This window comes from Nocardia brasiliensis NBRC 14402 (assembly GCF_000308475.2).
In the GTDB taxonomy this organism is placed as follows: Bacteria; Actinomycetota; Actinomycetes; order Mycobacteriales; family Mycobacteriaceae; genus Nocardia; species Nocardia brasiliensis.
Map to the genome: position 1 here is coordinate 59,300 of NZ_BAFT02000081.1, position 26,292 is coordinate 85,591.

At 67.8% G+C, this 26,292-nt stretch carries 30 protein-coding genes; 21 read left to right on the plus strand and 9 right to left on the minus strand.

The window, feature by feature from the left end; translation table 11 throughout:
- Position 1: 1 nt before the first annotated feature.
- Together TY25_RS29585 and TY25_RS29590 are read right to left on the minus strand one after the other, a co-directional pair.
- Positions 2 to 1,147, minus strand: a complete 1,146-nt coding sequence (locus TY25_RS29585; protein ID WP_081869177.1) for an FG-GAP repeat domain-containing protein — start codon at positions 1,145 to 1,147, stop codon at positions 2 to 4.
- Positions 1,148 to 1,411: 264 nt separating this feature from the next.
- A complete protein-coding gene (locus tag TY25_RS29590; RefSeq protein WP_162184237.1) occupies positions 1,412 to 2,479 on the minus strand; it encodes a DUF4189 domain-containing protein in 1,068 nt (355 codons plus the stop codon).
- Positions 2,480 to 2,721: 242 nt separating this feature from the next.
- On the opposite strand from TY25_RS29590, the gene TY25_RS29595 reads away from it, so the two are divergent.
- The 14 genes from TY25_RS29595 (at position 2,722) to TY25_RS29660 (ending at position 15,999) form a co-directional block, all read left to right on the plus strand.
- The gene (locus TY25_RS29595) at positions 2,722 to 3,129 is read left to right on the plus strand and encodes a PPOX class F420-dependent oxidoreductase (RefSeq protein ID WP_014982143.1); all 408 of its coding nucleotides are present in this window, start codon (positions 2,722 to 2,724) and stop codon (positions 3,127 to 3,129) included.
- A gap of 112 nt (positions 3,130 to 3,241) precedes the next feature.
- Positions 3,242 to 4,333 (plus strand): calcium:cation antiporter, encoded by a 1,092-nt coding sequence (locus TY25_RS29600; RefSeq protein ID WP_042261588.1) that lies wholly within the window; start codon positions 3,242 to 3,244, stop codon positions 4,331 to 4,333.
- Positions 4,334 to 4,783: 450 nt separating this feature from the next.
- Positions 4,784 to 5,629: an ABC transporter permease gene (locus tag TY25_RS29605; protein WP_014982145.1), complete on the plus strand. Its 846-nt coding sequence runs from the start codon at positions 4,784 to 4,786 to the stop codon at positions 5,627 to 5,629.
- Positions 5,630 to 5,632: 3 nt separating this feature from the next.
- A complete protein-coding gene (locus tag TY25_RS29610) occupies positions 5,633 to 6,499 on the plus strand; it encodes an ABC transporter permease (protein WP_029892226.1) in 867 nt (288 codons plus the stop codon).
- Positions 6,500 to 6,505: 6 nt separating this feature from the next.
- A complete protein-coding gene (locus TY25_RS29615; RefSeq protein ID WP_042261495.1) occupies positions 6,506 to 7,531 on the plus strand; it encodes an MlaD family protein in 1,026 nt (341 codons plus the stop codon).
- Complete coding sequence (locus tag TY25_RS29620) at positions 7,528 to 8,529, plus strand: MlaD family protein (protein WP_042261497.1); 1,002 nt, start codon at positions 7,528 to 7,530, stop codon at positions 8,527 to 8,529. Before TY25_RS29615 ends, TY25_RS29620 begins: the two co-directional genes overlap by 4 nt.
- On the plus strand, positions 8,517 to 9,551 hold the full coding sequence (locus TY25_RS29625; protein ID WP_042261499.1) for an MlaD family protein: 1,035 nt from the start codon (positions 8,517 to 8,519) through the stop codon (positions 9,549 to 9,551). Before TY25_RS29620 ends, TY25_RS29625 begins: the two co-directional genes overlap by 13 nt.
- Positions 9,551 to 10,636, plus strand: coding sequence for an MlaD family protein (locus tag TY25_RS29630; protein WP_042261590.1), 1,086 nt, complete (start codon positions 9,551 to 9,553; stop codon positions 10,634 to 10,636). The genes TY25_RS29625 and TY25_RS29630 overlap by 1 nt, the downstream gene beginning before the upstream one ends.
- The gene (locus tag TY25_RS29635) at positions 10,633 to 11,763 is read left to right on the plus strand and encodes an MlaD family protein (RefSeq protein ID WP_052383265.1); all 1,131 of its coding nucleotides are present in this window, start codon (positions 10,633 to 10,635) and stop codon (positions 11,761 to 11,763) included. The genes TY25_RS29630 and TY25_RS29635 overlap by 4 nt, the downstream gene beginning before the upstream one ends.
- The gene (locus tag TY25_RS29640; protein WP_042261503.1) at positions 11,760 to 12,716 is read left to right on the plus strand and encodes an MlaD family protein; all 957 of its coding nucleotides are present in this window, start codon (positions 11,760 to 11,762) and stop codon (positions 12,714 to 12,716) included. Before TY25_RS29635 ends, TY25_RS29640 begins: the two co-directional genes overlap by 4 nt.
- Before the next feature lie 14 nt (positions 12,717 to 12,730).
- Positions 12,731 to 13,336 carry a hypothetical protein gene (locus TY25_RS29645; protein ID WP_042261505.1) on the plus strand — a complete coding sequence of 202 codons (606 nt, stop codon included), beginning with the start codon at positions 12,731 to 12,733 and terminating at the stop codon, positions 13,334 to 13,336.
- 95 nt (positions 13,337 to 13,431) lie between these two features.
- A complete protein-coding gene (locus tag TY25_RS43450) occupies positions 13,432 to 14,100 on the plus strand; it encodes a hypothetical protein (protein WP_169744362.1) in 669 nt (222 codons plus the stop codon).
- Positions 14,101 to 14,139: 39 nt separating this feature from the next.
- Positions 14,140 to 15,024 carry an aminoglycoside phosphotransferase family protein gene (locus TY25_RS29655; protein ID WP_042261508.1) on the plus strand — a complete coding sequence of 295 codons (885 nt, stop codon included), beginning with the start codon at positions 14,140 to 14,142 and terminating at the stop codon, positions 15,022 to 15,024.
- Positions 15,025 to 15,114: 90 nt separating this feature from the next.
- Positions 15,115 to 15,999 carry an aminoglycoside phosphotransferase family protein gene (locus TY25_RS29660; RefSeq protein WP_042261511.1) on the plus strand — a complete coding sequence of 295 codons (885 nt, stop codon included), beginning with the start codon at positions 15,115 to 15,117 and terminating at the stop codon, positions 15,997 to 15,999.
- 8 nt (positions 16,000 to 16,007) lie between these two features.
- On the opposite strand, the gene TY25_RS29665 is transcribed toward TY25_RS29660, so the two are convergent.
- On the minus strand, positions 16,008 to 16,562 hold the full coding sequence (locus TY25_RS29665) for a TetR/AcrR family transcriptional regulator (protein ID WP_042261512.1): 555 nt from the start codon (positions 16,560 to 16,562) through the stop codon (positions 16,008 to 16,010).
- Between the two features lie 224 nt (positions 16,563 to 16,786).
- Between TY25_RS29665 and TY25_RS29670 the strand changes: the two genes are divergently transcribed.
- Positions 16,787 to 18,016, plus strand: a complete 1,230-nt coding sequence (locus TY25_RS29670) for a cytochrome P450 (protein WP_042261514.1) — start codon at positions 16,787 to 16,789, stop codon at positions 18,014 to 18,016.
- Positions 18,017 to 18,020: 4 nt separating this feature from the next.
- On the opposite strand, the gene TY25_RS29675 is transcribed toward TY25_RS29670, so the two are convergent.
- Both TY25_RS29675 and TY25_RS29680 read right to left on the minus strand, forming a co-directional pair.
- Complete coding sequence (locus tag TY25_RS29675) at positions 18,021 to 18,401, minus strand: DUF5313 family protein (protein ID WP_042261516.1); 381 nt, start codon at positions 18,399 to 18,401, stop codon at positions 18,021 to 18,023.
- A 31-nt stretch (positions 18,402 to 18,432) separates the two neighbouring features.
- On the minus strand, positions 18,433 to 18,879 hold the full coding sequence (locus TY25_RS29680) for a MarR family winged helix-turn-helix transcriptional regulator (protein ID WP_042261518.1): 447 nt from the start codon (positions 18,877 to 18,879) through the stop codon (positions 18,433 to 18,435).
- 122 nt (positions 18,880 to 19,001) lie between these two features.
- Between TY25_RS29680 and TY25_RS29685 the strand changes: the two genes are divergently transcribed.
- Complete coding sequence (locus tag TY25_RS29685) at positions 19,002 to 20,000, plus strand: DUF418 domain-containing protein (protein WP_042261519.1); 999 nt, start codon at positions 19,002 to 19,004, stop codon at positions 19,998 to 20,000.
- Between the two features lie 99 nt (positions 20,001 to 20,099).
- Positions 20,100 to 21,677 (plus strand): Na+/H+ antiporter, encoded by a 1,578-nt coding sequence (locus tag TY25_RS29690; RefSeq protein ID WP_042261521.1) that lies wholly within the window; start codon positions 20,100 to 20,102, stop codon positions 21,675 to 21,677.
- A gap of 50 nt (positions 21,678 to 21,727) precedes the next feature.
- On the opposite strand, the gene TY25_RS29695 is transcribed toward TY25_RS29690, so the two are convergent.
- A complete protein-coding gene (locus TY25_RS29695) occupies positions 21,728 to 21,919 on the minus strand; it encodes a cation transporter (protein ID WP_029892241.1) in 192 nt (63 codons plus the stop codon).
- 127 nt (positions 21,920 to 22,046) lie between these two features.
- On the opposite strand from TY25_RS29695, the gene TY25_RS40860 reads away from it, so the two are divergent.
- Genes TY25_RS40860 through TY25_RS42015 form a run of 3 tightly spaced genes read left to right on the plus strand, consistent with a single transcriptional unit; the run spans position 22,047 to position 22,886 of the window.
- Positions 22,047 to 22,523: a hypothetical protein gene (locus TY25_RS40860; RefSeq protein WP_052383266.1), complete on the plus strand. Its 477-nt coding sequence runs from the start codon at positions 22,047 to 22,049 to the stop codon at positions 22,521 to 22,523.
- 24 nt (positions 22,524 to 22,547) lie between these two features.
- Positions 22,548 to 22,703, plus strand: a complete 156-nt coding sequence (locus TY25_RS43455) for a DUF6131 family protein (protein WP_014982167.1) — start codon at positions 22,548 to 22,550, stop codon at positions 22,701 to 22,703.
- Positions 22,704 to 22,712: 9 nt separating this feature from the next.
- Positions 22,713 to 22,886: a CsbD family protein gene (locus TY25_RS42015; protein WP_081869180.1), complete on the plus strand. Its 174-nt coding sequence runs from the start codon at positions 22,713 to 22,715 to the stop codon at positions 22,884 to 22,886.
- 62 nt (positions 22,887 to 22,948) lie between these two features.
- Here the strand turns inward: TY25_RS42015 and TY25_RS29705 are convergent, their stop codons facing one another.
- On the minus strand, positions 22,949 to 23,575 hold the full coding sequence (locus TY25_RS29705) for a TetR/AcrR family transcriptional regulator (protein ID WP_042261524.1): 627 nt from the start codon (positions 23,573 to 23,575) through the stop codon (positions 22,949 to 22,951).
- Positions 23,576 to 23,684: 109 nt separating this feature from the next.
- Here TY25_RS29705 and TY25_RS29710 point away from each other — a divergent pair, with 109 nt between their 5' ends.
- Positions 23,685 to 24,887 carry an alpha/beta hydrolase family protein gene (locus TY25_RS29710; protein WP_042261525.1) on the plus strand — a complete coding sequence of 401 codons (1,203 nt, stop codon included), beginning with the start codon at positions 23,685 to 23,687 and terminating at the stop codon, positions 24,885 to 24,887.
- Positions 24,888 to 24,939: 52 nt separating this feature from the next.
- On the opposite strand, the gene TY25_RS29715 is transcribed toward TY25_RS29710, so the two are convergent.
- Both TY25_RS29715 and TY25_RS29720 read right to left on the minus strand, forming a co-directional pair.
- Positions 24,940 to 25,665 (minus strand): VIT1/CCC1 transporter family protein, encoded by a 726-nt coding sequence (locus TY25_RS29715; RefSeq protein WP_042261526.1) that lies wholly within the window; start codon positions 25,663 to 25,665, stop codon positions 24,940 to 24,942.
- Between the two features lie 37 nt (positions 25,666 to 25,702).
- Positions 25,703 to 26,239 carry a YdcF family protein gene (locus TY25_RS29720; RefSeq protein ID WP_370466286.1) on the minus strand — a complete coding sequence of 179 codons (537 nt, stop codon included), beginning with the start codon at positions 26,237 to 26,239 and terminating at the stop codon, positions 25,703 to 25,705.
- Between the last annotated feature and the right edge of the window lie 53 nt (positions 26,240 to 26,292).

Here is a 26,292-nt window from a genome sequence, read left to right on the forward strand (position 1 = left end):
CTCAGCTGACGTTCTTCAGGAACGACACGGCGTTCGCGCTGCCTGCCACCACGATGTCCAGCTTGCCGTCGCCGTCGTAGTCGGCGACCGCGGGTGTCTGCGGCTGTGACGTGACGTCGAATTCCCCGGTCTTGCTGATCGATCCGCCGGTGCCGGCGAAGATCACCATCTTCGAGTTGAGCACCGCCGACATCGCGGCGTCGAGCTTGCCGTCCTTGTCGAAGTCGGCGACCGCGATACTGGTCGGGCCGAGTCCCGAGAGCGCGACCCGGTCGGTCTTCTTGAATCCGCCCTGACCGTTCGACAGCAGCAGCGTGGTGCTGAACGAGAACGAGTCGGCCGAGATGACGTCGTCGATACCGTCGCCGTCGAAGTCGCCGGCCCGGACGTCCTCGGTGATGAGGCCGGACGTGCTCGCGTCGCGGCGGGCGAAGCTGCCGTCGCCGTTGCCGGTGAAGATCTGCACCTGCTGCAACACGGTGTTGTTGATCGCGATGTCTATCTTGTTGTCCGAGTTGAACTTTCCGACGGTGAAGGCCGACGGGGTGCCCAGGACCGAGCTGGTCGATCCGCCGTCGAGGGTGCCGTCGCCCTTGCCGATCCAGGTCTTCACGCCGGTGGGCACCAGGCTGAGCACGTCGGCCTTGCCGTCGCCGTTGGCGTCGGCGACGATCACTTCCTGTTGTGCGCCTTCGAGTGTCGTGTACTTCTCGGCGGCGGCGAAGGTGCCGTTGCCGTTGTTCAGGAAGGTCGCGATGGTCGTCCAGGCCTGCGCGACGACATCGGGTTTTCCGTCCCCGTTCAGGTCGCCCGCCGCCACCGCGCCGAATCCGAGGCCGACATCGCCCACCCTGGTGCCGCTGTTGAATTTGCCGTCCCCCTTGCCGGTCATCAGGATCGGGCCTGTTCCTTGGAAATCGGCCGCGACGATATCGGCTTTGCCGTCGCCGTTGAAGTCGGCCGTGACCGTGCCGATCGGCGAGGGACCCGGCCCCCATGACGGAAACTGGCCGCCGGAAGGGGAATCCACCTTAGGTGCGAAGTTGATCGCTCCTGCGGCCTGGGCGGAAGCGGGAAAGGCTAGGCAGAGTGCTGCTGTGGCCGCGGCGATGACGACGCCGCGCGGACGGAGGGATGCAGTGGGCATGAGATGTCCTGGGGTGCTGAGAGTAATGCGGGGGACCAGGACTCTATGGCGCGTATCACATTAGGAATGCAGCATTTTCGGCAATTCGTGGGATTGCCGGATCCGGGGGTCATCTTTTCCGGCACTGTGCCCAAAGCGCTCTTTGCGCAGTGCACGACCCGCGGTCGCCGGATCGGACACCATGCCCAATCGCCATAGTGCGTTCGCACCCCGCCGGTGCTGCCGTCGTATGCCGACCGAGGACGATATGCAGCTAGCGCGGCGCTAGTCTTTGGCGCACTTCGACCAGAACTTGAACGGGCCCTGGATGTTCCAGGCGCTCTGCGCGCGGGCGACCGCTTTGTCCTGGGCTTCGTCGATGGTGACGCCCCAGTCCGAACCCCAGCCGTTGTTCTGGCCGAACGCGAACGCGACGCAGCCGTCCTTCGACCAGACCGGCTCCTGGCAAGTCGGGCCGCAGGCGAGTTGCGCCTTCGCGGACGCGGCTTCCTGGCTGAGTGTGCTTGTGGCCCAGTGCACCTCGCTGGACGCCTCGTTGTAGGTCGCGGCGATCCACGTGGTCGTGGCCTTGGGAGTGGTGGTCGGCGGTGTGGTGGTCGCCGGCGGCACCTTGGCGCTGGGCCGGGTGCTCGGCGTCCCGGACGAGTCGATGGAACCCGCGGCGGACTGGCTGGTGGTGGCGCTCGCGCTCCGCTCGTAGCGGTCTTGCTTCTCGTTGTTCTTCCACACCTTCAGTCCGATGATGCCGGCGATCACGAGCACGGTGAACAGCACCGAACCGATTGCGGCAAGGATCTTTCCGCCGCCGCCGCCCGACCCGGAACCGCCGGGCCCGTACTGCGGGGGGTATTGGCCGGGCGGGGGACCAGGTGGGAACCCGCCCTGCTGCGGCGCGAACTGTTGCGGCGCTTGCTGATACTGCGGTTGTTGGTATTGCGGGGCTTGCTGCTGGTACTGCGGCACCGACGGATACTGCTGTCCCGGCGGCCCGTAGGGCTGGCCGTACTGCGGCTGGCTCATCGGGTTGAGCAGGGTGGGATCCGCGGGCGGCACCTGCTGATAGGCGGGATCGGCCTGGCTGACGGGGTTCAGCAGGGTCGGATCCGACGGCGGCACCGGGCGGTAGCCGGGATCGGGCTGGCTCATCGGGTTGAGCAGCGTGGGATCGGCGGGTGGGACCTGCTGGTATCCCGGACCGGAGTGATGCGCCGGATTCAGCATCGTCGGATCCGAACGCTGCTGGTCGGGAGCCTGCTGTCCGCCCTCGGCCGGTTTCGGCTGAGCGTTCGGGTCGTAAGGCTGCCCGGGGTACTGGCCGGGTGGGTATGACATGAGCTCCCGCTGCTGGTCGTCTCGATCAAGGCGGAGCCAGGGTATCGGCTCGCCGCCAGGGAATCTGCCCCCATCAATGGGGGCACGAATCATCAGGCCGAGCTGAAAGTACCTGCTGCCGACCCGCGATGCGTAGACCTGGGATGAATGCGGGGATGGCGCGGAAGAAATCGGTGTCTGCCGATGTCATACCCTCCGGTGACCTGAGCAGGTCCCGCAGACCGCACACGACTGGAGGGTGTATGACGACGTACGAGATCCCGGAGAAGGCCCGCGACCTGCTGGAGCGCCCGATCTACGCGAGCCTGGGCACGACCCGGCCGGACGGCGCGCCGCAGGTGAACCCGATGTGGTTCGTGTGGGACGGCGAGTACATCTGGTTCACCCACACCAACTTTCGGCAGAAGTTCAAGAACCTGGCCCAGGAGCCGCGCGTCTCGATCTCGATCTTCGACCCCGACAATCCCTACCGCTACATCGAGGTGCGCGGCGTGGTCGACCATGTCGACGACGATCCCGAGGGCGCCCTCTACAGCCGCTTGGCCGAACGCTACGGCCGCGGCCCGGTGGTACCGCCGGACGCGAAGGACCGGGTGGCCATCGCGGTCCGGCCGACCGGCGCGAGCGGGTACGCCCTGCAGGACCACTGACCCGTACCCTCTCGGCCTCCGACGGGCCGGGAGGGCGTCCCGAAAACCGGCAAAACGCCCACCGATACCGCTCTGACCTGTGTGCGGATGGTTTGCTGGAACGATGGATCTCATGATCCGTGTGTTGACCGACCGCTGGACCTTTGTCATCCCCCTGCTCGCCGCCGTTGCCTTGGCACTGACCTGGGGGCGAAGTCTGTCCGGTGTGGCGGTGATCGTGGTGGCCGCCGCCCTCATCGGTGCGGTGCTCGCGGCGGTCTATCACGCAGAGGTGGTCGCGCACCGGGTCGGTGAACCGTTCGGATCGCTGGTACTCGCGGTCGCGGTGACGGTCATCGAGGTCGCGCTCATCGTCACGCTGATGATCTCCGGCGGCGACAAGGCCGCCTCGCTGGCCAGGGACACCGTGTTCGCGGCGGTGATGATCACCTGCAACGGCATCGTCGGTCTCGCGCTGCTGGTCGGCGCCTTGCGCAGACGGGTCGCGGTGTTCAATGCCGAAGGCACCGGCGCCGCGCTGGCCACCGTGGCGACGCTGGCCACGCTCAGCCTCGTGCTGCCGACCTTCACCACCAGCACGCCGGGACCGGAGTTCTCCGCCGCGCAGCTGGCCTTCGCCGCGGTCGCCTCGCTCGCGCTGTACGGGTTGTTCGTCATGGTGCAGACGGTCCGGCACCCCGACGACTTCCTCCCGGTCGAGGGCGACGGCGTGGTGACCGACGACGACGCGCACGAGACGCGACCGACCGTCAGAGCCGCGCTGCTCAGCCTCTTACTGCTGTTCGTCGCGCTGGTGTGCGTGGTCGGGCTGGCCAAGGTCGTCTCGCCGGCCATCGAATCGGCCGTGGCCTCGGCCGGACTGCCGCCCTCGGCGGTCGGCGTGGTGATCGCGCTGCTGGTGCTGCTGCCGGAGACGCTCGCCGCATTCAATGCGGCCCGCCGGGACCGGGTGCAGATCAGCCTCAATCTCGCCCTCGGTTCGGCCATGGCCAGTATCGGCCTGACCATTCCGGTGATCGCCGTGGCGACGATCTGGCTGGACGGTCCGCTGGTGCTCGGACTGGGCGCCACCCAGATGGTGCTGCTCGGCTTGACCGTGGTCGTCGGCACGCTCACCGTGGTGCCCGGCCGGGCCACGCTGCTGCAGGGCGGGGTGCATCTGGCCCTGTTCTCGGCCTTCGTTTTCCTGGCCGCCAGCCCGTAGCGATGTGACTCGACTCACCCACGGCCGGGGTTCCGCTGCCTCGGTTCGCCCCGTTCCGGGTTTCGGTCTTTCACTCCGGGTGTGCTGCCTGTTGTCCGGCTCGGGCCATTCGGCCGAAAAACCAGACGTCCGGCTTGTCTTTTTCGCTGAACTTCCGGTTCTCGTGACCGTGTCGTGATCTTGCTTAGTGTTAGCTGAGCTAAGTGGCGTGGATCACCGCGATAGCTGATCAGTGCTGATAACTCGTTTCAGAATGCGGATTTACTTCCAAGTTGAGCCTTTGACCTGCGGCTGGTGCTAGCTGACAGCAAGCGTTTTAGAGGCGATGCTCACACCGTGACCGGCTTTACTGTTACCTATCGTCACCGATAGCTTCATGGTGGCAGTGACGCCCATCATGGAGAGTGCGATTTTGAAACTCGAGACACACCTGTTCGGCCGGGGCCCCGCGTGGCACCGGTGACCCGGGCTCGCTCGAGCGCCTCTGCCGTCCGTGTCGTCCGCAAGAACTTCTCCGACACGGTCGTCTCGTCACTGCGCACCTTCGGTCGCGCGGTGGACATCGCCCGCGAATCGGCGACCGGCGCGGTCACCGGCATCGTGCGCGGTCAGTTCCAATGGCGGGAGGCGATCACGCAGGCGTGGCGCCTGGTGACCGTCACCGCGATTCCGGCGATCCTGATCGCGATCCCGTTCGGCGTCATCGTCTCGATCCAGGTCGGCAACCTCATCCACACCCTCGGCGCGGATTCGCTGCTCGGCGCGACCGGCGGGCTCGGCGTGATCAAACAGGGCGCGCCGCTGGCCACCGGCTTCCTGCTGGGCGGCGCGGGCGCCGCCGCGATCGCCGCGGACCTGGGCGCGCGCACGATCCGCGAGGAGATCGACGCGCTCAACACCATGGGCATCAGCCCGGTGCCGCGCCTGGTGATTCCGCGGCTGGTCGCGATGATCTTCGTCGCGCCGCTGCTGAACATCCTCATCATCTTCGTCGGCATCGTCGCGGGTTACGCCGTCGCGGTCGGCGGCCAGAATGTCACCCCGGGTAGCTACTGGGCGACCTTCGGCTCGTTCACCACCGTCGCCGACGTGTGGGTGTCGCTGCTCAAGGCGGCGCTGTTCGGCTTCCTGGTGGTGGTCATCGCCTGCCAGCGCGGGCTGGAGGCCAAGGGCGGACCGCGCGGCGTCGCCGACGCGGTGAACGCCGCGGTCGTGCTGTCGGTCGTCTCGATCGCGATCGTCAATCTGGGCGTCACCCAGGTCGTCGAGATGTTCCTGCCCACCAGGCTGGTCTGAGCCATGTCCGCATCGACCTATGTGCCCAAGGGGCTGGGCAAACTCTCCCGGTTCTATCGCCGCCGCGGCTTGATCCTGCGCCGGTTCGAGGCGCTCGGCTTCGTGCTGGCCTTCGTCTGGCAGGTACTCTCCTCGATCCCCGCGACGCTGCGGCACTATCGCGACGAGACGCTGCGCATCATCTCCGATATGACCTGGGGCCGCGGCTCGGTCATCGTCGGCGGCGGCACGGTCCCGATGATGATCGTGCTCGGCCTGGTCATGGGTGCTTCCGTGGCGGTCGAATCGTTCACCATGCTGAACATGCTGGGCATGGGCCCGGTCACGGGCATCGTCTCCGCCTACGCGACCACCCGCGAGCTCGCGCCGATCGCCGCGGCCATCGGCTTCGCCGCGCAGGCCGGCTGCCGGATCACCGCCGAGATCGGCTCCATGCGCATCTCCGAGGAGATCGACGCGCTGGAGGCGATGGGCCTGCGTTCGGTGCCCTTCGTGGTGACCACCCGGGTGATCGCGGGCGCGATCTCGATCGTGCCGACCTTCCTGATCGGGCTGATCCTGGCCTACCTGTCCTGCCGCGGGTTGATCACGCTGGTGCACGGCCAATCCGCGGGCGTGTACGACCACTACTTCTTCCAGTTCGTCTCCGGGTTCGACGTGGTCGCCGCGGTGATCAAGGTGGCCATCTTCGCCACCGTCGTGATCCTCATCCACAGCTACTACGGCTTCTTCGCCACCGGCGGCCCCGAGGGTGTCGGCATCGCGTCCGGGCGTGCGGTGCGCGCCTCGTCGGTGGCGATCGTGGCCATCGACATGGTCCTCACCATCATGCTGTGGGGCTTCAACGCGACGATCAGTTTCACGGGGTAGCGGCCGATGCCTAAGTACGGAATGCCCGGAGTGGCGGTCGACCAGCGCAGGACCCGGTTCCTCGGCGTGGTCGCCTTCGTGGTGCTCGCCGCCGTGCTCGCGACCGTCGTGCTGTATCGAGAGCTGCGCTCCGACAACGGCTTACAGATCACGTTGCATACCGAGCAGATCGGTGACGGGGTGCTCGCGGGCACCCCGGTGCGGCTGGACGGCGTGCAGGTCGGCACGGTCGAGGCGATCGCGCCGGACGTGCGCGGCACGCAGCGGATCACGCTGCGGTTGAACAGCTCTCAGCTGCACGGCCTGGACGACAGCCTGCTGGTCGACTACGCGCCGGCCAACCTGTTCGGCATCAGCGAGATCGGGCTGCGGCGCGGGCCGGGCGGCTCGGCCCTGCGCGACGACAGCGTGATCGATCTGACCGGTGCACGGACCGACGCGGTATTCGACGCGACCATGGGCAGCATGCTGCGCAGCCTGTCGCAGACCGGCGACTCGGTGCTCACCCCGCAGGTGGCCACGGTGATCGACCAGGTCTCGCGGGACATGAAGGCGTTCACCCCGCTCGCGCAGGCGATCATCCAGGTGGCCCAGATCGTCACCGACACCCAGCGGATGCCGCCCTCGCAGCTGGCGGGCGCGCTCGGTCCGGCGTTCTACGGCGCGGGCGATTTCGCGGGCGCCAACGAACTGATGGTGTACGTGCTGCGCAACAACCCACGGCTGCAAAGCAATCGGGAAGCCTTCGACGCGGGCGTGCGGATGCACACCGATCGGCTGCTGCCGGATATCGCGGGGCTCGGCGCGGCGGCGGGCGACGGCCTGTCCGGCGTCACCGACATGCTCGGTCCGGTGCTGTCGCTGCTCACGCAGATGGTGCCGCAGCCGACGCGCTCCGGCGCCGAACTCACCGAACTGCTGCGGCGGCTGCGTGCGGCGATGCCCGACACCCCGAATGGCCCGGTACTGAACGCCGAGATCGATGTGAGCGGCATGCCGGTGCTGGCGCCGCTGCTGGGAGGTGCCCGATGAAGGCGGGTGCCGCTGCGTGGCGGCTCGGCGTGTTCGCCGTGGTGATGATCGCGGTGCTCATCGTCGTCTGCACGGCGATCAAGCGCCCGGTCTCGGGCCCCACCGAACCGCACGCCGCGCTGTTCACCGACGCCAACGGCCTCAAGGTCGGCGACGACGTGCGCATGTACGGCGTGCAGGTCGGCAAGGTCGAGGGCATCTCGCTCACCGGCACGCAGGCCAGGGTCCAGTTGTCGCTGAAAACCGATGCGCCCCTTTACGACAACTCGAAGCTGGCCATCCGCTACCAGAATCTCACCGGCCAGCGCTATATCGATCTGCAGCAGCAACCGCAACCGGGCAAGCGCCTGGCGGGCGGTGCCACTGTCGGCATCGATCACACGGTGCCCTCGTTCGACGTGACCAGCATGTTCAACGGTCTGAAACCGGTACTGGCGACCATCTCGCCGGAGGAGATCAACCAGTTCAGCGCGAGCATGGTCGCGCTGATCGAGGGGGACGGCAACGGGATCGGGCCCGCGCTCGAGGCGATCGACAAGCTCGCGGCGCACGTCAAGGATCGCCAGCAGGTGATCGACGTGGTGCTGCAGAATCTGTCCGACCTGCACGATGTCGCAGGCGGAAAGATGCACTACATGGTGCCGATCCTGGCCCGCCTCGCCGACATCATCTCCGGTCTGCAAACCAACATGAACGGGCTGGCCGACTTCGCGGCGTCCGCACCGTCGGTGCTGGGTCCGCTGAACAACCTGTTCGACGCGCTCGGTCTGCGGAGCCCCGACGACGTGAACGCGTTGATACAGAAGATCTTTCCCGATCCGCAGCAGGCGCTCGAGGTGTTCGACAAACTCCCCGGCCTGCTAGCCGGTTTCGACGCGGCCATTCCGAAATCGGGTGCGGCGGGCTGGAAACCGCAGTGCTCCAAAGGGCAGGCCGACGTGCCGCAGGTGCTCGGCGTCTTGATCGCAGGACAGCAGGTGGCGGTATGCGCTGGGTGAGCAGACTTTTCCCGGCCCGCCGGGTGGTCGGCGCGGCGGAGACGACACGGCGTGAGATCCGGCTCGGCCTGATCGGGGTGGTGCTGGTCGCGATCCTCGCCGTCACGGTGGGCGTGCTGTACGTCGTCCCGTTCGGCAAGAAGACCTACACGGCTGATCTCGCCGAGGCGCAGTCGGTGCAGGTCGGTGACGACGTCCGGGTCGCCGGGATCAGCGTAGGCACGGTGAAATCACTGGAGCTGCAGCCGGATCGGGTGACCATGCGGTTCACCGTCGACTCCGAGGTGTTCGTCGGCGACCAGTCCACGCTGGACGTGCGGATGCTGACCATCGTCGGCGGCAACTACGTGGCGCTGTTCCCGTCCGGCTCGAAACCGTTGGGCAGCAAGCATATTCCGACCGACCGGGTCCGGCTGCCGTACAGCCTGGTGCAGACCTTCCAGGACGCGGCCGAGCCGCTGCGCAAGATCGACGGCGATACCCTGCGACGCAACCTGGCCGCGCTGGGCACCTCGGTCGCGCAGGCGCCCGACACCCTGCGTACCACGCTGGACAGCCTCAACAGCTTCGTCGACGACCTGAACCGCCAGCACGTGATGATCTCCAAGGCGATCGCGAACGCCGACGAGTACACGACCATGTACGACGGCGCCAAGAGCTCACTGGGCCGGCTGGTGCAGGCCACCAACCTCCTGGAGGACCTGGTGCTGTCCAAGCGCGCCGAGCTGAGCGAAGCCATCCGGCTGTTGAACCAGGTGCTGGGCAAGGCCGCGGCGATCGCGCCTGCCTACGCGGCGGCGAAGCCGAAGTTGCAGGAGCTCTTCGACGTGCTGCCCCGGATGGAGGAGCTGTTGAACCGGCTGGATCCGGTCGTCGGCTCCGTGCAGGACATGCAGCAGAAGGTGTCCGCGCTGGCCATCCCGGAAGACGGCCTGCGGGTCGATCAGTCCGGTCAGACGATCACCGCGCCCGCGGACGCGCTCGCGCGGGTGTGCGTGCCGGTGCCGGGGAAGGACTGCTGATGCTGCACAAGATCCTCGGCTCCCGCGCGTTCATGTCGGTCTCGGGTGCGGCCGTCGCGGTGCTCCTCGTGGTGGTCGCCTATTTCGTCGCCTTCGATCCGCTGAAGAAGACCGAGAGCTACTGCGCGATCATGCCGGACACCGTCGGCCTGTACACCGGTAACCAGGTGACCATGCGCGGCATCCCGGTCGGCACGGTGACATCGATTGTCCCGCAGGGCAAAGCGATGAGGGTGGAGTTCGCGGTCGAGGCCGACAAGCCGGTCTACGCCGACGCGGGCGCCACCACACTGGCCGACAGCATCGTCGCCGCGCGGCAGCTGGCCGTGGTGTCCAGCGGAAAGGACACCGCGCGCTGGAATCCCGGGCAGTGCATCACCAAAACGATGACGCCGAAGAGTGTCACCGAGACGCTGAACGCCGTCGCGAAGCTGTCCGCCGAGATCTCGGGCCCCGATGCCAAGACGCCGGACGCGCTGGCCAACGGTCTGGCGCAACTGAACGCGGCCACCGCGGGCACCGGCCCGCAGGTCAACGAGATCATCAAGCAGCTCAGCGGCGCCATGGCCTCGCCCGATGCCGATATCGCGCACCTGGTCGGTGTCTTCGACGCCTTCTCCTCGGTCGGTAAGAAGGTCGAAGAGCATTGGGGCGATATCGAATCCATGTTCACCCGGTTGGCGCCGGTGCTCGTCGTCGCGCGCACGACCCTGCTGGAGCCGGGCGCCGAAGTGGTGGACGGTCTGGCGGCGCTGCTCCCGGTGCTGAACGACCTCACCATGGCCTTCGGCGGTCCGCTGACGAAGGCGCTCGATTTCACGGTGCCGCTGGTGAAGTTCCTGCGGGCCCGGGTCGGCTCGCTGGCCCAGGTCGTGTCGATGATGCCGGTGCTGACCGACGCGTTCCGCGCGGTGGGCACCTCCGGAATCGCTTACGCCCCACCGAAGATCGCCATTCCGCAGGAGCACGCGGATCAGGTCTGCGCCGCCGTGAACGCGCTGGCGCCGGGGCAGTGCACGGCCGACGGCGGTCTGGCGAAGCTCGACCTGGCGGCCCTGGTATTCGGATCGGCGGGTGTGCGATGAAGCTTCGGCGCGACGAAACAGGCCGGTGGGCTCTTTCTTTCCAGCGTGGTGACCACCAACGCCGCAGGCGTGGAGCACATTTCGCGACCGGTGTCGCCGCGGTGCTCGCGGTGGCGCTGCCTGCCTCGGGCTGTGCTTTCGACCCCTCGTCGGTGCCCGTGCCGGGGGCCGAGGTGTCCGGTCCGACCTACCAGATCCGGATCCAGTTCGAGAACGTGCTGAATCTGCCTGCCCGGGCCAAGATCATGGCCAACGGCGCGCAGGTCGGCACGGTTTCCGGAGTGTCGGTGGTGGATTCGGCCAAGGCGGGCGGCCGCGGCGGCTATGTGGTGGTCGACGCCCGGATCTCGAAGTCGGTGCGGCTGCCCGAGGCCACGCGTGCCGAGCTGCGGCAGAACACGGTGCTCGGCGACATCCACCTCGCGCTGCTCACCCCGACGAACGGTTTCGACAAGCTGCTGCCCGAGGGCGGCACCATCGGGCTGGCGCAGACCAAACCGCCGGTGCAACTGGAGGACACGATGGCCGCGCTGGCCACGTTCACCCAGGGCGGGGCGGTGCAACAGGTGCAGGACACCATCAAGCAGCTCAACAATGTGCTGCCCAAGGACACCGCCCGCACCGCTCAGATCGGCAAGACCATGGCCGACGACGCCGTCGACCTGGGTAATCATCTGGATGAACTCGATTCGCTGCTCGACGGCATCGACAACAATTCGACTGTCCTGCACCAGATCCGGCCCGAACTCGCCGAATTGCTGTCCCAGGAATCGGTGGATCAGCTCACCGGCATCGCGCCGTCCATCGTCGGCGTGACCAAGATCTTCAAAGAGCTCGGTCCGATCGGCACCTCGCTCACCTGGTTGGCTCCGCTGCTGAACAATGCCGACGGCACCGTGCAGGCGTTCCTGCCCTTGCTGGCCTCGGCCCGGCCACTGGACCTGAGTCAGCCGTCGAATCTGCAAGCGCTGGTTTCGCTGCTGCGCGACAAGGTCATCCCGTTCGTCGAGCGCGGTCCGAAGGTGAACATCGTCGGGGTGAAAACCGAAGGTGCGACTGTGGTTTCGGCCCAGGACCAGACGGACCGGATCATCCAGACGCTACGCATGATCGGAGTCGTCCGATGAAACTCGGGCCACTTGCCTCCCTGGGCGGCATCGCCGCCATCGTCGTGCTCGGCGCGGGCTACCTGACCTTCGTTGTGGTGCAGGTCGATCCGCTGGCCGACTACACGAAGGCGACGATGGTGCTGCAGAATTCCGGTGGCCTCGCCGTCGGATCGCCCGTGCTGCTCACCGGCATGGAGGTGGGCCGCGTCGAGTCGGTGACCAACAGCATCGGCGGCGTCGAGGTGGGGCTGAAGCTCGTCGCCGAGCGCCGGGTGCCCACCGACAGCACGGTCACCATCGAACATCTCTCCGCGCTCGGTGAGCCCTACGTCGAGTTCCGTCCGAATTCCGAAGGCGGACCGTACATCCGGGACGGCCAGCAGCTGCAGACCACCAATGTGCAGACGCCGCTGTCGATTCCGGAGGTCGCCCGCCTGGCCACCCGGACCCTGAACCAGCTCGATCCCAAGGTGGTCAGCTCGCTGGTGAGCACGGCGGAGCAGTCGCTGGTCGGCACCGACAGCGCGATTCCCAATCTGGCCCGATCCGGCGATCTGCTCGCCGCGGCCGTCATGAGCCGCAACCCGCAGATCGTCTCGCTGCTCAACAGCTTGCAGAGCACGGCGACCAACATGGACTGGGTCGGCCCGTCTTTCAGCGCCGCCGCGCCCGAGTGGCTGAAATTCGCCGAGGCGGTGAGCAACCTGGTCGACCACGTGGGCACCATGGTCGACAGCCAGCCGATCGACCAGTACACCACCGGCAACGGGGTCGCTCCGTTCACGGAGAAGACCATCGCCACGTTGCGCGAGCTGCAGCCGGAGTTGAGTTCGCTGGCTCCGGTGCTGCGTCCCCTGGTCGACGCGATCGTCGCGGCCGCGCCGCGGATCGATATCTCAGCCCTGATCTCCCAGGCCCTCGCCGATGTCGACGCCGACGGCGCCGTCAAGGTGCGGGTCGCGATCAAGTAGGAAAGGAGGCCGCGATGTCGAACGACGTTGTGACCGAACCGAAGCCGGCAACCGAGGACAAGGTCAGCGCGGCCGCGCCCGCGCCGGCCCGGGACGCGCGGACCGTCTCGATCCGCCTGTCCACCATCGCGACCGGTGCTGCGCTGGTGGGGCTCGGCGCCGCGACCGTGGTGTTCGCCTCGCTGTGGTTCTCCGCGCGCGGTGATCTCAGTGATCGCGACGCCGCGGTCGCGGCGAACCAGCACGCCGAACAGGTCGCCACCGACTACGCGGTCGGCGCCTCCAACATCAACTTCCAGGACGTGAACTCCTGGGTCGCCAAGCTCAAGACCAACACCACCCCGCAGCTGGCCAACAAATTCGACGCGACCGCGCCGAAGCTGCAAGACATCCTGGTTCCGCTGAAGTGGACCTCGACCTCGACCCCGATCACCGCCAAGGTGATGAACACCGACAACGGGATCTACAAGGTCAACGTCTTCCTGAACGTCACCTCGACCAGCGCCCAGACCCCCGACGGCGCGCAGACCACCGTCACCTACACGGTGAACGTCGACCCGAACAACGGCTGGAAGGTCGCCGACGTCGGCGGAGTGGCGGGCGCGCTGCCCAAGCAGTAATGCTGATTCATTCAGCAAATCTCGGGTAACCTCCCGTTCGGATCAGCTGTGCATTCGTACCGGTATTTCCTGTCCCAGCAGTGAAGGCGGTTTCGATGGCGACACCTGAAGGCGGGCGCGGCGACAACTCCCGCATGCTGGCCATCGCGGCCGTGATCGCCGCGGTGCTCGCGCTGGTGGTCGCGGTCGGTCTGCTGTTGCGGTCGAACGGGGACGCCGAAGACCACAAGCCGGGTTCGACGACGGCCCGGACGTCCACCAAGACGAGCCCGTCGCCGACCATCACGGTGAGCCGGTTGCCCGCTACCTTGCAGTCACCGAGCCCGCCGCCGGTGGTGCCGCAACCGGCGCGCCGGATCGGCGACGACTGCTCCGCCGGCGGCATCGTCGCGCAGTGGGATCTGCGCGAGGGGCAATGGATGTGCGTCCCGCAGGGACAGGGTCGTGACCCGCACCGGGTGGGCGACGACTGTTCCCACGACGGGATCGTCGCGCAGTGGGGACTGGGTCCCGACGGGCGCTGGATCTGCATCCCGCAGGAGCAAGGCGGCGATCCGGCGCCGCCACCGGTTCCCGCTCCGCCGGTTGTGCCCGCCCCGCCGGTCGTGCCTGCGCCACCTCCCGCGCCGGAGCCGCCGCCGGCGCCCGAACCGCCGCCGGCGCCCGAACCGCCGCCTGCGCCCGAACCGCCCGCACCGGCTCCGCTTTTCCCGCCACTGCCGGGATTTCCGCCCCCGCCGCCCCCGGTACCCGCCGTGCGCTGACGGGCGAAAATCGATCGACACGGCTGAGATGCTCGACGGGTGATCGTCGTCCCCGAATTCTTCGCCACTCGCCTCGCCGGGCAGGAGGGCGCGCCCGCCCGCGCCTGGCTCGATGCCCTGCCCGATCTCGCCGCGCGCTACGCCGACCGCTGGCAGCTCACCGTCGACGGACCGTCGATGCACGGTTACGGCGCGCTCGTCCTGCCGGTCCGGCGTGCCGACGGTACCGCGGCCGTGCTCAAACTCGCCTACCTGACGCCGGAGACCAGGGACGAGCCGGTCGCGCTCGCCGCCTGGGGCGGCGACGGGGCGGTCCTGCTGCTCGACAGCGCGGCTGACGACGGCGTGCTCCTGCTCGAACGATTGACCGCGGACCGGTCCCTCGAGACCGAGCCCATCGACGACGCGGTGCGGATCACCGCCGAACTCATGCGCAGGCTCGCTGTCCCAGCGCCCCAAGGTATTTCGCGTGATCTGCGGGTGGAAGCGGCGGGGTGGGCCGAGGAACTACCCCGCGAGTGGGAGCGTCTCGGTGCGCCGTATTCGCGCAAGCTGCTGGACGCCGCCGTCGAGGTGTGCCGCCGGCTGGGCCCCACCGCGGACCGGCTGCTCGTGAACGAGGACCTGCACTTCGAGAATGTCCTTGCCGCACAACGGGAACCGTGGCTCGTCATCGATCCGCAGCCGCTGGTGGGCGATCTGGAGTTCAGCACGCTCTCGCTGTTGTGGAGCCGCCGCACCGAATCCACCCTTGACGACCGTTTCGCCGCCCTGGTCGACCTCGCGGGCCTCGACCCCGAACGCGCCCGCGCCTGGACCCTCGTGCAGTGCGCCCGGAACTGGCTCTGGTTCGCCGAGGAAGAAGACTGCACCGACCCCGGCTACCCCTCGGTCCAAGCCATCGCCCCCTGGGCCCTGCGCTGAATTATCGGCACCGAAACCCTCCACCGCCGACCCGCCAACCGTCGCCCGCTCCCCGCGAAAATGGATGGACAGTCCTGAGACGCTGAAAAGGTGATTGTCGTTCCGAGCCAGTTTGCTGAGCAGCTCGTCGCCTACGAGGGACCCCGCCCCACAACCTGGTTGCGCAGCACCCCCGCCCTCGCCGAAGAGTTTGCCCAACGATGGCAACTGACCCCCGACGGTCCGCTCATGCACGGTGTCGTCGGCTTGGCCCTACCCGTGACCACGGCCGACGGCGGCCCCGCGGTGCTGAAACTGACACTGGTGACCGCGGAGACGCGCGACGAGCCGACCGCACTGGCCGCATGGAACGGTGCGGGGGCGGTGCGGCTGCTGGACAGTGATCCGGAGCGCGGCGTGCTGTTGCTGGAGCGCCTCGATGCCGCGCGCCCCCTCGAGGGCGAACCGATCGCGGACGCGGTGCGGATCGCGTCCGGTCTGCTGCGCCGCCTCACGATTCCGGCTCCGCATGGGCTCACCCGTGACCTGCGCACCGAGGCCGAACGCTGGATCGAAGAGTTGCCGCGTGACTGGCAGCGCCTCGGCCGGCCTTTCTCGCGTGTACTGCTCGACGGGGCCGTGGCCGCGTGCACTCAGCTGGGCCCACGGGCTGCTCGACTGCTCGTCAACGAGGACCTGCACTATGGCAACGTGCTCGCGGGTACCAGGGAACCGTGGTTGGTCATTGATCCGAAGCCGCTGGTCGGCGATCCCGAGTTCAGCACGCTGGCGCTGCTCTGGAACCGCCGCACGGAGTCGACGCTGGACGAAAGATTCGCCGCCGTCATCGATGGCGCAGGCCTCGACGCCGATCGGGCGCGGGCTTGGACGCTCGTGCGCGCCGTCCGGAATTGGCTGGACTTCCTCGCGATGGGCGACCTCACGGACGACGGATATCTGGCGGTGCGGGGGATCGCGCCGTGGGCGCTGGGGTGAGGTGGCGGCTATGGGGCGAAGAGGGGCACGACGAAGCGTTCGACCAGCGCACGTTCCGTGGCGGCAGGGTGGGCGGGCCAGAACAACAGTGACAGCACCACCCGCACGATCCACTGGCCGGCGGCGGGGTCGGCGGCCGCCGCGCCGGTGACCGTCGTCGCGGCCGTGGCCAGGCGCGGGTTGCTTGCCAGGAAGCGGTCGACCTCGCGTGGGTCGGCGGTGCGCAGGAAGGCCGCGGCCACGGGGTCGGCGCGTACCGCGGTCAAGGCGGTGAGGATTGCTTCGGTGACGCGCTCGGCGCCGGTCAGTGCCGCCACCGACTGCTCGATGGTGTGCGCGATGCGCGCGGTGGCCGCGGCGAGCACGGCCTCGCGCAGCGCGGATTTGCCGCCCACATACCGATAGACCGTCGCGCGTGAACAGCCCGCCTGGGCGGCGACGTGGTCGATGGTCAACCGTTGCATGCCGTCGCGGGCGATCAGGGTCGTCGCGGCGGCATGAATGCGGGCCACGGCGAGTTCGCGACGCTCGCCGCCGGCGAGCCAGTCCGGTTGTCCGGTCATCAAAACCCTGTTCGGTCGAGATACGGTCGAACAATTTTGTCTCACCATGCGACGAATCCACCTGTTTTGCTCGATAAACCGCTGCTCATCGCGGCCGTCGAGACACCGGACGCACCTGGATGGACCTGGGTCGTCTCACTTTTCGGGAACTGTTGACTTCGCCGGTGGCAGCGCGAAACCTGTTGTGCGGAAACAATTGTCGGCGACAGGAAGGGGCGGCGAGGATGCCGGACACCACGGATCGGCTGGACTTCTTCGATCCAGCGCTGCTGGACGACCCGTACCCGCTCTACGCCGCCCTGCGCGCGGGGCCGCCCGTGCACTGGCTCGCCGACATCGGGTTCGCGCTGGTGAGCCGGTCCGATCTGGTGGTCGAGGCCGCCGCCCGGACCGCGGAGTTCTCCTCGCACCTGACCGCCGCCCTGGTGCGTGGGCCGGACGGTAACCCGGCGGTCTTCGATCTCGACGGCGGCGGTAACGCCGTGCACGTGCTCGCCACCGGTGACGAGCCGGCGCATCGAAAGCACCGCAAACTGGTGCTGCCGACGTTGGTGGCGAAACGGATCCGTGCCCTGGAGCCCGCCGTCGCGGCCACCATGGCACGGTTGTGGGAGCGCGGGTTTCGCGACGGGCGGATCGAATGGGCCGGCGCGGTGGCCGATCGCCTGCCGATGACTCTGGTCGCGGCGCTGATCGGATTGCCGGACAACGACATCGCGCAACTGGTCCGCTGGGGCTATGCCAGTACCGAACTGCTCGGCGGCCTGATGGCACCGGATCAGCTCGGCGCGACCGTGACCGCCTCCGTCGAACTCGCGGGCTACCTGCACGAGCAGTTCGTCCGCGCGCGGTCCGAGCCGGGCGACGACCTCCTCGGCGATCTGGTCCGCGCTTGCGCCGCAGGCGAATTGACCTCGTCGGTGGCGGTACTGATCCTGGTGCAACTGGTCGGTGCGGGCGGTGAATCCAGCGCCGGTCTGATCGGCAACGCGGCGCGGCTGCTGGCTACGAATCGTGCTCTCCAGCAGCAGGTTCGGGATGAGCCGCAGCTGCTGGAGCCGTTCCTGGAGGAGGCGCTGCGGCTGGAGTCCCCGTTCCGGGCGCATCACCGGCACGTGGTCGCCGACACCACGCTGGGCGGGGCCGAGTTGCCCGCGGGCAGTCATGTGCTGCTGCTGTGGGGCGCCGCCAATCGTGATCCGGCGGTGTTCGACGCGCCGGACGAGGTCCGGCTGCACCGTGCCGCCCCGCGCAGTCACCTCGCGTTCGGCAAGGGCATGCACTTCTGTGTCGGCGCGGCGCTGGCCCGATTGGAGGCGCGGATCGCCCTCGGGACTTTGCTGGAGCGCACCGGCTCGTTCGAGCTGAGTCCGAACCACGATGCGGCGCAATGGTTTCCGAGCATCTTCGTGCGCCGGCAGCAGCGTCTCGAGCTGAGCTGCGCAGAGCTGTGAATGCTCAGTGCGGATGCTGGGCGGCGTAGCGCGCGCGTTCCTCGGCGCGGCGGCGGGCCCGTTCCGGGTTCTCCAGATCGGCCGGTAATCCGTGCTTGGCCAACCGGTGTGCGCGGTTCATCGGCATGAAGGCCACCGTGTAGAACAGGGCCAGCAGCAGCGCGAGCAACACCATCGATCCGCGCAGCCACAGTTCCCCGGGGAAGAGCAGGAAAACCGCGAACAGCGGGGTGAACGGGATCAGCCCACGCACCAGATGCCGGGCGACCGCGTGCTTTCCGGTGAGGTCACGGCGCACCCAGTCGATCATCGAATCGGGCAGGCGGCGCCCTAAGGCATAGCCGAGCCATTGAATCGGGTTGGGCCGTCGCTGTTCTCGGGACATGCGCGATCTCCTCGCAGGCGGTCGGGGCGAACTAGGCGGGCACGGCGCGACGGGCCGCGGCGTTGACGCGGTGGAGTACGTCACGGAGTTCCTCGAGGTCGGTCAGGGTCACGCCGAGTCGCTCGACGACGGCGGGCGGAATCCGCAGGGCCTGCTCGCGCAGGGCGACCCCGGCCGGGGTGAGGTTCACGACCAGGTTGCGTTCGTCGCGGCTGTCCCGTTCCCGGCTGATCAGCCCGGCGCTCTCCAGCCGTTTGAGCAGGGGCGACAGGGTCGGTGAATCCAACTGGATCGCCTCGGCGATCGCTTTGACCGACATCGGCGCCTCGCCCCACAGCGCGAGCATCACCAGATATTGCGGATGGGTGAGCCCGAGCGGTTCGAGCAGCGGCCGGTAGACGGCGAGCACCGCGCGATTGGCCACGGCCAGCGCGAAGCAGACCTGCCGATCGAGCTGCAGCGGATCTTCGATCTCCATCGGTCCTCCTCATGGGCTCGCTTCTAAGGTTAACGCACAAACAGTTAGTGCATGAAGTATGTGGGCGACATCTCGTCCGCAGATGCACGGTTCTCGCGGGCGCGGTGGTTAATTTGAGATGCATGCACAACGACCCCGGCCGATTACGTATCCACGAACTCGATGCCGTGCGCGGATTCGCCCTGTGCGGGATCCTGGTCGTCAACATCTGGCAGCTCACCGACATGACCGCGGTGAAGGCGCCCGGCGAGATGGTGCCGTTGCGGCACGTCCTCTCGATCCTGTTCGAAGGACGGTTCTTTCCGATCTTCTCGTTCCTGTTCGGACTGAGCTTCGCGCTGTTCCTGGAGAGCGCCGCGGCGCGCACCGATCGTCCTCGGCTGGTGCTGATCCGCCGCTTGCTCGCCCTCGGCGTGCTCGGGTTCGTCCACCACCAATTCCAACCCGGCGAGGCCCTGCTGCCTTACGCGATCGTCGGGCTGGTGATCCTGCTGCCCGCCGCGAGCCTGCCGGATTGGCTGGTGCTGCTGCTCGGACTGGTGGCGGTGGGTGTCGCGGTGGCGCTCGGCGGCGGGTTCGGCCTGGTGCCCGGCTTGTTCCTGCTCGGCCTCGCCACCGCTCGCTACGGCATCGCCGACACGCTCGACGAGCGCGGCGGGCAGCTCGCGGTGGCGTTCGCGCTTGCCTTGCCGGCTGCCGTGGCCACGGCAGTGTGGGAGTTCCGCATCCCGTATCTGGATCTGCTGGCCAGCAACATCCCGTCCGTCGCGGGCTTGTTCGGCGCGCTCGCGTATCTGACCGGGTTGCTGCTGGTGCTGCGCACCGAGATCGGCGAAGTTGTTTCGGAGGTGCTCGAACCCCTCGGCCGGATGGCGCTCACCAACTACGTGTCCGCGACGGCGCTGGTGCTGCTGATTGCGCCGCGCATCGGACTGGCCGGGTCGAACCGGTACGCCCTGCTGCTGGGTCTGGCGGTCGCGATCATCGCGGTCCAAGCGGTGTTCAGCTGGGGCTGGCTGAAACTGTTCCGCTACGGGCCGCTGGAATGGTTGTGGCGCTGCGTGACCTGGTGGGAGCTGGTGCCGGCACGGCGGGTGCCCGAGCCGAGCCGGCGGTGGTGATCAGCAGTCGACGGACGAGTCGGTGCGCCGGCTGCGGGATCGCGGCGGTACGGCGCGCCGGAACGTCAACCCGTTGGGCGCGCCGCAGACTGGACGGTCATGGACCAGCTGGTGTTGATATTGGTCATCCTGTTCGCCGCGATTCTCGCCGAGCCGCTGGCCAACCGGATCGGCGTCGCCTCGGCCGTGCTGATGACGGTGTTCGGCTGTGTGGTGGCGCTGTTGCCGTTCGCACCGCGGGTCAACGTTCCACCCGATCTGATCCTGCCGCTGGTGTTGCCGCCGCTGCTGTACGCGGCGGCGCGACGGACCTCGTGGCGGCAGTTCGCGGAGAACTGGGGACCGATCGCGTTGCGTGCGGTCGGCCTGGTGATCGCGACCGCGGCGGCGGTGGCCGCGGTCTTCCACGCGTGGTATCCGGGCCTGCCGATCGCGGCCGCCTTCGCATTGGGAGCGCTTGTCGCACCACCCGATCCGGTCGCCGCGACCGCGCTCGCGGGTAGCCTCGGCCTGCCCCGGCGTCTGGTGGTGGTGCTCGGCGGCGAAGGACTCTTCAACGACGTCACCGCGATCGTGCTCTACGGTGTCGCGATCCAGGCGGTGGTCAGCGGGCACTTCTCCGCACCGCGGGCGGCGGCGGAATTCGTTGTCTCGGCGGTGGTCGCCGTTCTCGTCGGCCTGGTGCTCGGCGTCGCGGGCAGCAAGCTGACCGACTATCTCGGCGAGGCGACGTGGCGGGTGGCGCTGAGCCTGCTGTTGCCGTTCGCGGCCTACGGCCTCGCCGAACAGCTGCACGGTTCCGGCGTGCTCGCCGTGCTGGTCTGCGCCCTGTATCTGACCGACGCGGTCACCGAGTTCGGCGACCCGGACTATCGCATGGTCGGCGACTCGTTCTGGGACATCGCCGAAATGCTGTTGAGCGGCTTCGCCTTCGGGCTCATCGGCCTGGAACTCGGCGCGGTGCTGGAGGCTACCGGTGACGACTGGCCGCGGTTGCTCGGCGGCGCGGCCGCCGTGGTCGCGGTCGTCGTCGGACTGCGACTGGTCTGGCTCTTGACCACGTGGGCCATCGGTCGCACCTGGTGGCGCAAGACCGACGCCGACGAGCCCTACACCTGGCGCGAGACGATCGTGACCTGGTGGGCCGGTATGCGCGGGGTGGCGACCGTGGCACTGGCGCTGGCGATTCCGATCGTCACCGACGACGGCGCCGACTTCCCCGGCCGGACCGAGATACTGTTCACCGCGTTCATGGTCGTCCTGTTCACCCTGCTGCTCCAGGGACCGACCCTGCCGTTGGTGGTCCGCCTGACCGGGGTGCACGCCGACACCAAGCGGGAACGCGAACTCGAACGCCAGCTCTGGGAGCGAGTCGTCAAAGCTCAACTGTCCCGCTTGAAAGAGATTGCCGCAGAACAGCATCTACCCGACGAGTATTACGAGCGATTCCGCGACAGCCTGCGTCAGCGGATGGCGCGCGCCGACCCGCAGGCCGCGGATGCCGATGCCAAAGCCGAAGCTGAGCGAAACATTAAGGTGGCCAAGAAGTTACGAGCTATCCGCGACGATGTCGTGGAGGCGGGCCGCCGCGAGGCGCTCGCCGCGCGCCGGGAGCCCGGAATGCCGCCGGATCTGGTCGACCGGGTGACCAGGCGTCTCGATCTCGGTGGGCGTTGAACGAAGAATCTCACTTGCGCCCGCACCGACAGGCGGGCGCCGAGATCGAATCAGCTTGCCGCGACGCCGGTCTGGCGGATCGCGTCGAGTACTTCACCGTAGGTGAGGGAGGAGTTCACCAGGGCGGTCTCCGACGGAACATCGATATCGACGGAGTCGACACCGTTGACGCCGCGCAGCTGGGATTCGATGGCCGAAGCGGACTCGCGTGTAACGTTGTGCAGGGTGATCGTGTAGGTCATGTCCTCCGAATAGACCGAATCGAGGCGTGCAAACGCCGTCGAGCAGTCGAGTTCGATTTCCTACGTTTGGTTGTCGCAACCCAGGGAATAGCCGGGTTGTCAAACAACTCGACGCAACAGGATTGTCATGATCATCATCATAGGGCTCGTCGTCCTGATTGCCGCGGTGGCTGTCGGCGTCGCCGGTGTGGTGGCGAACAGCGGCGAAGGTCATTTACTGCCAGATGATTTCGCGGTTTTCGACTTCCACTTCCACGGCTCCAGCGGTTTGCTGTTCGGCTACGGCATCGTTCTCGGCGCTATCGGGACGATCGGACTAGCCCTGGTACTGACGGGTGCTTGGCGGGTTTCCCGCCGGAGCATGGTGGCGCGGCGCGAGCTGAAGCAGTCTCGTCGTGAAATTGCGGCGGTGCGGCGCGATCTCGGCAACACCACACCTCCGGCTCGTAAGGAGCCCCTCGTGCGTCCGTCCACCGAACCCGCGATGCAATCGCCTCGCGAGTCGGTCTGGGGCCGGTTCACTCGTCGACCTGCCACAGCTCCGTCCGGTGACGCAGTACATGCCGGCAGCGCGCCCCGCGCGCAGGCGCCGACGTCGAAATAATCATAGAGAAAAGGAAATACGACAATGATTATTCTCGGACTCATCCTCCTCATCGCCGGGTGGCTGCTCGGAATCGGATTGCTCACGACCGCAGGAATCATCATCCTCATCGTCGGCCTGGTGCTGATGGTCGCGGGTTCGGTCGGCCGCCCCGTCGGTGGTCGTCGCTGGTATTACTAGGGACCGACCATGAAGTTCGAAGACAGGATTGCGCACCAGGTGCAGGCCGCCCGGGGCAACGTCAAGAAGATCGTCGGCCGGGCCACGGGAAACCGGCGCCTGGAAGGCGAAGGTCGTCGAGAACAGGCCCGTGGCAACCTGAAACGGGCCGCGGACAAATTCCGGAGCGCGTTCAAGCGCTGACCTGATCACCGGCGAAGGCCGAGGGGTGCACCGTACCCCTCGGCCTTCGCCGTCTTTCGCTATCAAGACTTCTTGTCGGTGGCGCTCGCTCCGGTGAACGCGGTGATCAGTGTGTGCACCAGCTTGTCGAGGTAGTCGTCACCGGTTGGGTTGCCGCCCACCAGCTTTCGCCAGAAGAGCGGAGCGATGCACAGGTCCAGGGCGAGTTCCAGATCCAGATCCGCCGGTAGTTCGCCGCGATCGATGGCGCGGTGCAGCAACTCGGCGACCTTCGCCCGGCGACTGTGGCCGACCGACTGCAAACTTTCGGCGATGGTGGGCGTGCGAACGCCCTCGGCGAGCAGGTCGGGAATGATCCGTGCCGCCAGCGGATGACTGAATCCGCTTGCCGTAGTGGCGAGGAACGCGCGTAGATCGCCGCGCAGCGATCCGGTGTCGGGGACATCGGCCGCGGCCACCGCGACCCGTTCGACGAGCGCGAGCACCATTTGCTCTTTGGTCGGCCACCGCCGGTACAGCGTCGGTTTGCTGACGCCCGCGCGCCGCGCGACGCCCTCCATCGTCAGCTTCCCGTACCCGAGCTCGGCCAGCTCGGTGAACGCCGCCTGGGTGATCGCGGCGGTGACCTGTGGCTGCATCACCGCGGCGCCGGCCGGGGCGCGCTTGCGGTCGGTCGTCGGCTCCGTCATCGGCTCAGCATAGCAACGACGACACGGTTGCGTTTCGTCGTAGATCGCCGTACCGTGGCAATCGCACGACGAAACGCAACCGTATCGACGCAAATGCCGAGGTAGAGCCATGAAATTCCTGTTCGACGACGAATCGTTCGACTTCGAGACACTGCGCTCGGCGGGTTTCGCCCGCCACGACGGCGCCGAGCTCGGCGAGGTGCTGGCGACCGCGCGCCGGATCGACGACGGCGACGAGGCGGCCTGGCTGCGCGAGTGGCGGGCCACCGCCGAGCGGGTGCACGCGATCGGCTCGGACTGCCTGGCCAAGGGGCATCGGGTGAGCGCGCGCGAGGCCCTGCTGCGGGCCTCGAACTACTACCGCACCGCCGAGTTCTACCTGCGGGACAACCCGGCCGGTGACGCGGTGGCGCAGGAACTTTCCCGTCGCTCGCGCGAAACCTTCGCGCAGGCAGCCGAATTGTTCGAGACGCCGGTGCGGCGGGTCGTGATTCCGTTCCAGGACACCGAACTTCCCGGTTACCTCTATCTGGCCGATGATTCCGCCGAGCCGCGGCCGACGGTGATCTTCAACAGCGGCTTCGACTCCACGCTGGAGGAATCCTGGTTCGTGCTCGCCGCCGCGGCGGTGGCGCGCGGCTACCACGTGCTCGCCTTCGACGGCCCCGGGCAGGGGCAGGTGATTCGCGAACAGGGCCTGCCGTTCCGGCACGACTGGGAGGCGGTGATCACGCCGGTGGTGGACTTCGCGCGGACGGTCCCGGCAATCGACCCGGATCGAATCGCGTTGTACGGCTACAGCTTGGGCGGATACCTGGTCGCGCGCGCCGCGGCGTTCGAACATCGTCTCGCGGCGCTCGTGCTCAATGACGGACTCTTCGACTACCACGGGTCGAACGTGCGCATGATGCCACCGTTCCTGACCGAGTGGATCGAATCGAATCAGGACGCCGAGGCGCTCGCGGTCGCCGGGCTGATGATGGCCTACGACACCACCGTGCGCTGGGCGCTGCGCAACGGCATCTGGACCTTCGGCGCGGAGTCGGCGGCCGAGTACATCCGCAAGACCAAGCCGTACACGCTGGCCGGGATCGCGCACCGCATCGAATGTCCCACACTGGTGCTCGACGCCGAGAACGATCTGTTCTTCCGTGGCGAGCCGCAGCGTGTCTACAAGGCGCTCGCCTGCCCGAAGGAACTGATCGTCGGCACCGAGGCCGAGGGTGCGGGCGCGCACTGCCACATGGGCGCGATGACGCTCACCAATCAGCGCATCTTCGACTGGCTCGACACCACGCTCGCCGCGTACTGACGGCTCGCGTCCCTGCCGCCTCGCGCCGAAACAGCCGGCGCGACAGCGGGAATCAGATGCCCGCGACGTCCGCCAGCTGGCCGATGCCGTAGGTGACGGCCATCGCCAGCGCACCGCCGAGCACCACGCGCAGCACCGCGCGACCGGGTGCGCTGCCGCCCAGGCGTGCGCTGACCGAGCCGGTGAGCGCCAACGCGACGATCACCGCGGCGAAGGTCACCGGGATGCGCACCGAGACCGGCGGCAGCAGGATCGCGAGCAGCGGCAGCAGCGCGCCCACGGTGAACGACACCGCCGAGGAGAGGGCCGCGTGCCAGGGGTTCGTCAGTTCGGTGGGGTCCAGGCCGAGTTCGACTTCGGCGTGCGCGGTGAACGCGTCGTGCGCGGTGAGTTCCGCGGCGACCTGGCGGGCCGTCTCGGGGGAGAGGCCTTTAGCCTCGTAGATCCCGGCCAGCTCCGCCAGTTCGTACTCGGGTTCCTCGCGCAGTTCCCGCTGCTCCTTGGCGAGCAGGGCACGTTCGGAATCGCGTTGCGTGCTGACCGACACGTATTCGCCGACCGCCATCGAGATCGCGCCCGCCGACAGGCCCGCGATGCCCGCGGTGAAAATCGCACCGGTGCCGGTGGTCGCGGCCGCGACGCCGACCACCAGGCCCGCGGTGGAGACGATCCCGTCGTTCGCGCCGAGCACCCCGGCACGTAACCAGTTCAGCTTGGACGCCAGCCCTTCGGCGTGGGGTTCGTGCGGGTGCGGTCCCGCGGCGGCGGTTTCGGCCATGCGTCGAAGACTAGCCGCGCGCGGGGCACGATCCGGTTCAGCAACCCGGTGTCAGGAACGCCCGCAGGTACCCCGCCGACTGCCGCAGGTACATCCAGGCCCAGAAGCGCAGCCCCGAAGCGCTCGGACTGGCCACCATGGTCACCTCGCCGTCGAAGCATTTCTGCACGATGTAGCGGGCCCGGGAGACATGCGGCGTGTAGGTCACCACGATGATGTGCCGCCACCCGAATTGCCGTGCGCGCCGCCGGATCTCCTGCGCCTCGCCCTCGGTCGTCCACGGATCCGGAATGAAACAGCTGACGGTGAACTCGAAACGGCCCGCGCAGTACTTGTCCATCTCGTGGTCGTCCGGGCCGGTGGAGCGCGAGATCAACAGCGTGGGCGCGTAACCGCGCTCGGCCAGCTCCAGCCCGAGGTCGAAACGTTCGTAAGCGGTGCCGCCGAGCACCACGATGGCATCGGCGCGCCGCAGCGGGTCGAGCTGCGGATGGACGTACACCGGCCACCCCGCGGCCCCGATCACGACCACCAGGGCGAGCAGGGCACCGAAGAAGATCCCCGCTCGTCGCAGGCCGGCCACATCCGCAGACGATACCCAACCCCAGGCCCCTGCCGATCGCACGC